The 6,052-nt window shown below is 36.1% G+C and carries 5 protein-coding genes; all 5 read right to left on the reverse strand.

Annotation, left to right across the window (positions count from 1 at the left end; genetic code table 11):
- Window positions 1–36 precede the first annotated feature (36 nt).
- The 5 genes from Q0800_RS11965 to Q0800_RS11985 all read right to left on the reverse strand — a co-directional run bounded on the left by Q0800_RS11965 (window position 37) and on the right by Q0800_RS11985 (window position 5,805).
- On the reverse strand, window positions 37–879 hold the full coding sequence (locus tag Q0800_RS11965) for a hypothetical protein (RefSeq protein WP_299130021.1): 843 nt from the start codon (window positions 877–879) through the stop codon (window positions 37–39).
- A gap of 303 nt (window positions 880–1,182) precedes the next feature.
- A complete protein-coding gene (locus Q0800_RS11970) occupies window positions 1,183–1,863 on the reverse strand; it encodes a HupE/UreJ family protein (protein ID WP_299130023.1) in 681 nt (226 codons plus the stop codon).
- A gap of 2 nt (window positions 1,864–1,865) precedes the next feature.
- Window positions 1,866–3,056, reverse strand: a complete 1,191-nt coding sequence (locus tag Q0800_RS11975; RefSeq protein ID WP_299130025.1) for a DUF4198 domain-containing protein — start codon at window positions 3,054–3,056, stop codon at window positions 1,866–1,868.
- Between the two features lie 196 nt (window positions 3,057–3,252).
- Window positions 3,253–4,194, reverse strand: a complete 942-nt coding sequence (locus tag Q0800_RS11980; protein WP_299130032.1) for a nitronate monooxygenase — start codon at window positions 4,192–4,194, stop codon at window positions 3,253–3,255.
- Window positions 4,195–5,805 (reverse strand): S8 family serine peptidase, encoded by a 1,611-nt coding sequence (locus tag Q0800_RS11985; protein WP_299130036.1) that lies wholly within the window; start codon window positions 5,803–5,805, stop codon window positions 4,195–4,197. It abuts the gene before it with no gap.
- Between the last annotated feature and the right edge of the window lie 247 nt (window positions 5,806–6,052).

A 6,052-nucleotide genomic window follows, 5' to 3' on the forward strand; every position in this document is an offset into this window, starting at 1 on the left:
ACCAAAAGTATGGAGTTTTTATGAAGTTATAAAATGCTAAAATCTATGATAAATCCCAAAATTTAGTGCCACTTGCTTCGCCACATTACTACCGAAAAAGGCACCACCAAAACTAGTATTTATACCAAATCTGTCGGTAATCTCTCCAATACCTTTGAGACCGAAAGCACCATAATCTTGGTCATTTACATAAAGCGCAGTAAAACTATTTTGCAATGGCAATGCAATGTCCCCATTTTTAAGCGTCTTTACAATATCTAAAAAGCCTATGAGCCAAATACGCTTAATGATTTTATGCCCAATTTCACCACCAACCTTAAAATTAGAACTATAGTCATTCGTTCTAATATTAGCTCCTATAAAACTCTGAATATATGTTTTACCAAAACTACGACCTGCTAAAAAAAGTGGAGTAAATGTATAAGCGTCATAACCTGTTCTTATGCCCGAATTATCAAAGTACAATCCCGTGTTAGCTTCTATTGATAATTGGCCCGAAAGTATCCAATCTTTTTTATAAAAATTGTGTCTTATACCAAGTTCTATGTTACCTAATGCTGTCTCACTAAAATCCTGTGAACAGTCACCAATACAATCAATACGAGGGTCTTGAAAATTAGTAAGTGAAATCTGCTTTAAAGGCAAGTTTACAATTAAACTTGTATTGTCAGACAAACCGTATTCACCATACAACTGAATGGTATTATCTGAAAGCTCACCAAAGGTGTTATAGTCTGGATCACCAAAGATCTCATTATAATTTGGTATCGTCGTATATGAAAGTTGTGTGTAGAACTTCCCTTTATCTTGTGTCCATGGGCTTTGAGAAAACACAGAAAAGCTAAGACATAAAATGATGATTTTGATACCGTTTTTCATTGATTTGATTTGTTATAGCTTTTTAGTCGTGAAAAAATGAAAATCTTTCTTTAATATTAAAGAGATTGTATCGAAATACTATTGTGGAATTATGATGCTTTTTCTTTAGGATCGGTTAGAATTTCGCTTAACTTTATGATATAAGTTTTTAAAAGTACTAAATCGATACGTAGAACTATGTAATCTTTAGAAAATAAAAAACAAGTATTAAATTTTAGGTCTTTTTTATTGCAGAGCCTTAAATACAACAACCATTTAATCAAAATAAGCTAAGCGCCTTGATGTGAGCATTACATCTAAATTTTATTCAATACCATTAAAGTAACCATACATTTGATACAAAAACAGACCAATCCCTGCTAATACCAGATACCAATTAACAGCTTTATAAAAGGCAGTAAATTGTCTATGTCTTCGTGAAAATGTAATTATAAATACAATAGGGATTAAAGCTAATACTTGCCCTATTTCTACACCTAAATTAAAACATAAAATTTTAGCTAATATGTGATCCTGTCCCATATCAAAGGACTGTAATCGTGTAGAGAGTCCAAAGCCGTGAATTAAGCCAAAAACACCTACCATCAACAGTAAATTAGGGGCTTTTACATTGAGCTTTTTAAACCCTCCTAAATTCTCAAAACCTTTGTATAATACACTCAGCGCAATTACGGCATCTACCAGATGTTCATTTGCCGTAATTCCAGCATAGGTAGCACTTATTAAAGTGATACAGTGCCCTATTGTAAACACTGTGATGAATTTTAAAATATCTTTAATACCATTTAAGTAAAACACAACTCCTGCTAGAAAAAGAAGATGGTCATAACCCGTAAGCATATGTGTTGCTCCCACCTGCATGTAAGCCCATAAACTGTCACTTCGCAACAACTCTTGATCTGCACTTGTAACTCCATGAGCAAACCCAAAAGCAGGGATTAAAACTAACAGAAATGGTAATATTTTTCTTAAACTCACAGCCATTACTATGCTCTTTTTCTAAATATGAAAAACAATACTCCAATTATCATTAAGCTACCTAATACAAAAACCCAAGTTGGAATATGGTCTTCATGTTCATGGTCGTGCGCGTGCGCATCAGCATTGTGTGCATGAGTAACCTCAAATGTTAATGTTGCCCATTTAGATCTATGCGTTATTTCATCACTATCAGTAGCTCTAGCCATGTAAATAGTTCTAAGGTAGTAGATACCATCTTCGGTCAAATCTACAGTAGCCACTCCGTTGTCGTCGGTGCGTAATTGCTGTCCGCTGGTATGGGTATGCGTTTTATCTGAATCTACGTTGTCGTGGTGTTCATGGTTATGTCCTCCATCGTTATGCGAATGCTCATGGTCTTTGGTTTTCTCATCATGCGAATGGTCGTGACTTTCAGTTTCAGAATTTCCGTGAGTATGTTTGGCATCATCATGAGAATGGCTATGTGAATGCTCTTGTTCATCATGTGTATGATCAGCCTCATGACGACCATGTTGGTGAGAATGTGCACTTTTGATGAAGTCCGCAAATATCAATTGATGAGCCAATGGCTTTCCATCTAAAAGTAACTGAGCTTGCAATTGATCTCCTGTGTGTTTATCATATGGATTAGCCTGTGGAACAAACTCTATTGGGTAACCTAAAACGGTTTTCCAATCGTTAGTCTTAGTATCTCCTACTTGGTATATCGCCTTAACGTGTTTTTGATAGTTTTCGACAACATCTTTGTCTAATAAGTTATCATTAGTGCGCTGTTGAAGCATATCAAAAACACCATCACTTTTAAGATATTTATTAAATTTTTCTGCGGTAAGTTCAATATTTCTGGCTTTGGTAGACACACCTGCCACATAGGTACCCGATTCACCAGTTCTAAACTTCAAATTTGTTATAGTACTATCTTGATCTTCCCACTTTGTAGCTTCAATCGCTACACGCTCACCTTGTGCTACTACAGAAGCATCTAGCATTCTGTCTCGGGTAATTATGTTATCACTCTTCTCAAAGGTTCCGTTAAACAAACTTAGAGTCGCTTCTTGGTTAGGTTGCAAAAAATAAGTCTCTAATTTTATAAACAGGTCATGACTGCACAATAATACGATTGCTATTAAATAATATAAAGGCTTAAAAAATTTATGCTTTAGTGCTTTACTAAGTTTTGTGTTTTGTTTGTGCATGATGTTACTTTGGTATTATATTTTGGTTTGTTTTAATCGCTTAAAAGCGCAGTATAAAATAGTACTTCGCTATATGATATACGAATTTTTTAAATCATCGGTTTTAATGCTGTTAGGATAATTTATTATTAAAACAAGTGCTAATAGCATATAACTATTAATAATCTAAAGTCAGTAGGACTGTGTTGATGCTTTTTTACAAAGACTCGACATTATGTTTTGCCTCTTCAAACTCTTCAACCATATCGCTTACAATTTGAGCCACTGGCTTTATATCGTAAATAAGACCAGCAATTTGCCCAATCTCTAATTCACCATCCTCTAAATCCCCTTCAAACATGCCACGCTTAGCTCTGGCTCTTCCTAAGAGTTCTTTGAGTTGCTCTGGTGTTGGAGCGGTTTTATAAAGTTCTTGTAAGTCATTGTAGAATTTATTCTTAATAAGTCTAACTGGTGCTAACTCTTTTAAGGTGAGTTGCGTATCTCCTTCTTTAGCATCTACTACAACTTGTTTAAAGGCTTGGTGTGCCGAAGATTCTTCACTAGCTACAAATCGGCTACCTATCTGTACTCCATCAGCACCTAAAACCATACAAGCAAGCATGGCTCTACCTGTAGCGATACCTCCAGCCGCAATTAGTGGAATTTTTAGTTGCTCTTTAACCATGGGAATCAAGGTCAACGTTGTGGTCTCGTCTCGTCCGTTATGCCCACCTGCTTCAAAGCCTTCAGCAACAATCGCATTAACTCCTGCATCTTGAGCTTTTAATGCAAACTTTACACTGCTTACCACATGAACAACCGTAATGCCTTTGTCTTGTAACCATTTAGTCCAAGTTTTTGGATTTCCGGCAGAAGTAAATACAATCTTAACACCTTCTTCTACTATGATACCCATAATCTCTTCTATATTAGGATATAACATTGGCACATTTACACCAAAGGGTTTATCGGTTGCGGCTTTGCATTTTTGAATATGCTTTCGCAACACATTAGGATACATAGACCCAGCTCCTATTAAACCTAAAATTCCTGAATTACTTGCTGCTGAAGCGAGTCTCCATCCGCTATTCCAAATCATTCCTGCTTGTATGATTGGGTATTTAATATTAAAGAGTTGTGTGATTCTATTTGGCATTTATTGCTTCATAAATTTTAAAGTTCTGATATATTGTTCTGAAGAAATTTTCATTAAATAAATTCCACCCGATAAATCAACAACATTAAGACGATTGGTATTAGAACTCATAATTCTGTGAGCTACTTGCTGTCCTAATTGATTATAGATTGAAATTTCATAATTACTGATTTCAACAGGGAAATTAAAATGCAATACGTCCTTTACAGGATTAGGGTAAAACTTAAAACTATCAATCAGCTTCTGTTCTACTCCTAATGTTCTTGCTAAAGCTAGGTCAGGTATTCCATAACCTAAAAAATCGTCTGGTGTTGTATACTGAGATGCCGATTGCCTTACTAAGTTCTTAATTTCTGTTGGACTCGCATCTGGTATGGCCTGCCAAAGCGCAGCTATGCCACCACACATAATTGGCCCACTAAATGAAGTTCCATTATTTTGGGTAATGTTATTATTTTGGTCGATTACAAAAGCCGCTCCTCCTCGTGCGACAACGTCTGGTTTTTGATAGCCTAACTGTGCAGCTCCTCCTTGTGAGCTAAAAGAAACATAATTACCGTTTTCATCAACTGCTCCAATGGATAATACGTTTGGTGAATCTGCAGGTGCGCCAACAGTCTGCCAAGCTGATGCTCCAGAATTACCAGCGCTAACAACAACTAAAATACCTTTTTCAACAGCAATAGAGGCACCTTTAGTTATAAAAGCAGTTTGCCCATTCATATCCGCAGGCGTATAATCGTAATTAGAGTTATCAAATACACGATAACCTAAAGATGTATTAATCATATCCACGCCTAAGCTATCGGCACGTTCTGCCGCTTCTACCCAGTAGCTCTCTTCAACAGGTGTTTCACTACCTGCATCTTCTGTGATGAATAAATAATACGATGCATCTGGTGCAGTACCAACATATTGGTCTTGTGCAAAAGCTGCCATGGTGCTTAAAACTCTTGTACCGTGAGAACTAGAAGTATTGGCATATACATTTGTATTTCTGGTTACAAAATCATAGCCATCTAACAAATCTCCGTTATCTCTGAGACGCTGAAACGCTCCCATAGTATTGACATTAGGAAATCCTGAATCCATAACTGCGATAGTAATGCCTTCACCTGTAAAATCATCGAGATGTAAATCGTCAGCATTAATCATTTCTACCTGATTCTGCGAATTGCCATAGGTGAAGACAATGCTTTCATCTTCAACATCTCTAATACTCGAAGTCTGATGAAGTCGTGATGAATTATCCAAATTATTATCAGCAAAGTCGATACTATCCACAAAAGACAAAGTGCTTAGCGCAGAGATATCCGCCTCTGTTCCTCTAACATGGACAGCATTAAACCACTTAGATTTTGCCATAACAGTTATACCTGTTTGCGTTTTTAAGTCAGCAATGTAGGGTTCGTGCACAGGAACATCTCTAGCATCTATCGCAATGCCATGATTCTGTTTTCTATCTAGCGCTTTTTGTGTGAGAATAGAAATTGGATTACTTAATGCTGAGGCTTCGTTAGGCTTATCGGTTAAATAAACCCAAGCATCTTCTTGCGTGTAGCTATTTATTGTGAAAAGGAGCAATAAAAGCATGGTTAATCTTCTAATCATGGCTTTTTATTTGCAATTTACGGAATTAGTCTTAAAACAAATCTTTATTTGAGGAGGTCTGAAAAGTAAATTAAAACAAAAACTGTTACATTGCCCATTGGTTGAGCGCAAAGTATGCTTTGATTGAAAGCACACTGCGAAGCAGTCGAAATGCTTTATTAAGCAAAATTTAGATTTCTCGACTACGCTCGAAATAACAAATTACTATCTATAAAATATTAAACTATAAAACAACGCTGTTATGTCG

It is taken from the genome of uncultured Winogradskyella sp. (genome assembly GCF_937958655.1).
Taxonomy (GTDB): Bacteria; Bacteroidota; Bacteroidia; order Flavobacteriales; family Flavobacteriaceae; genus Winogradskyella.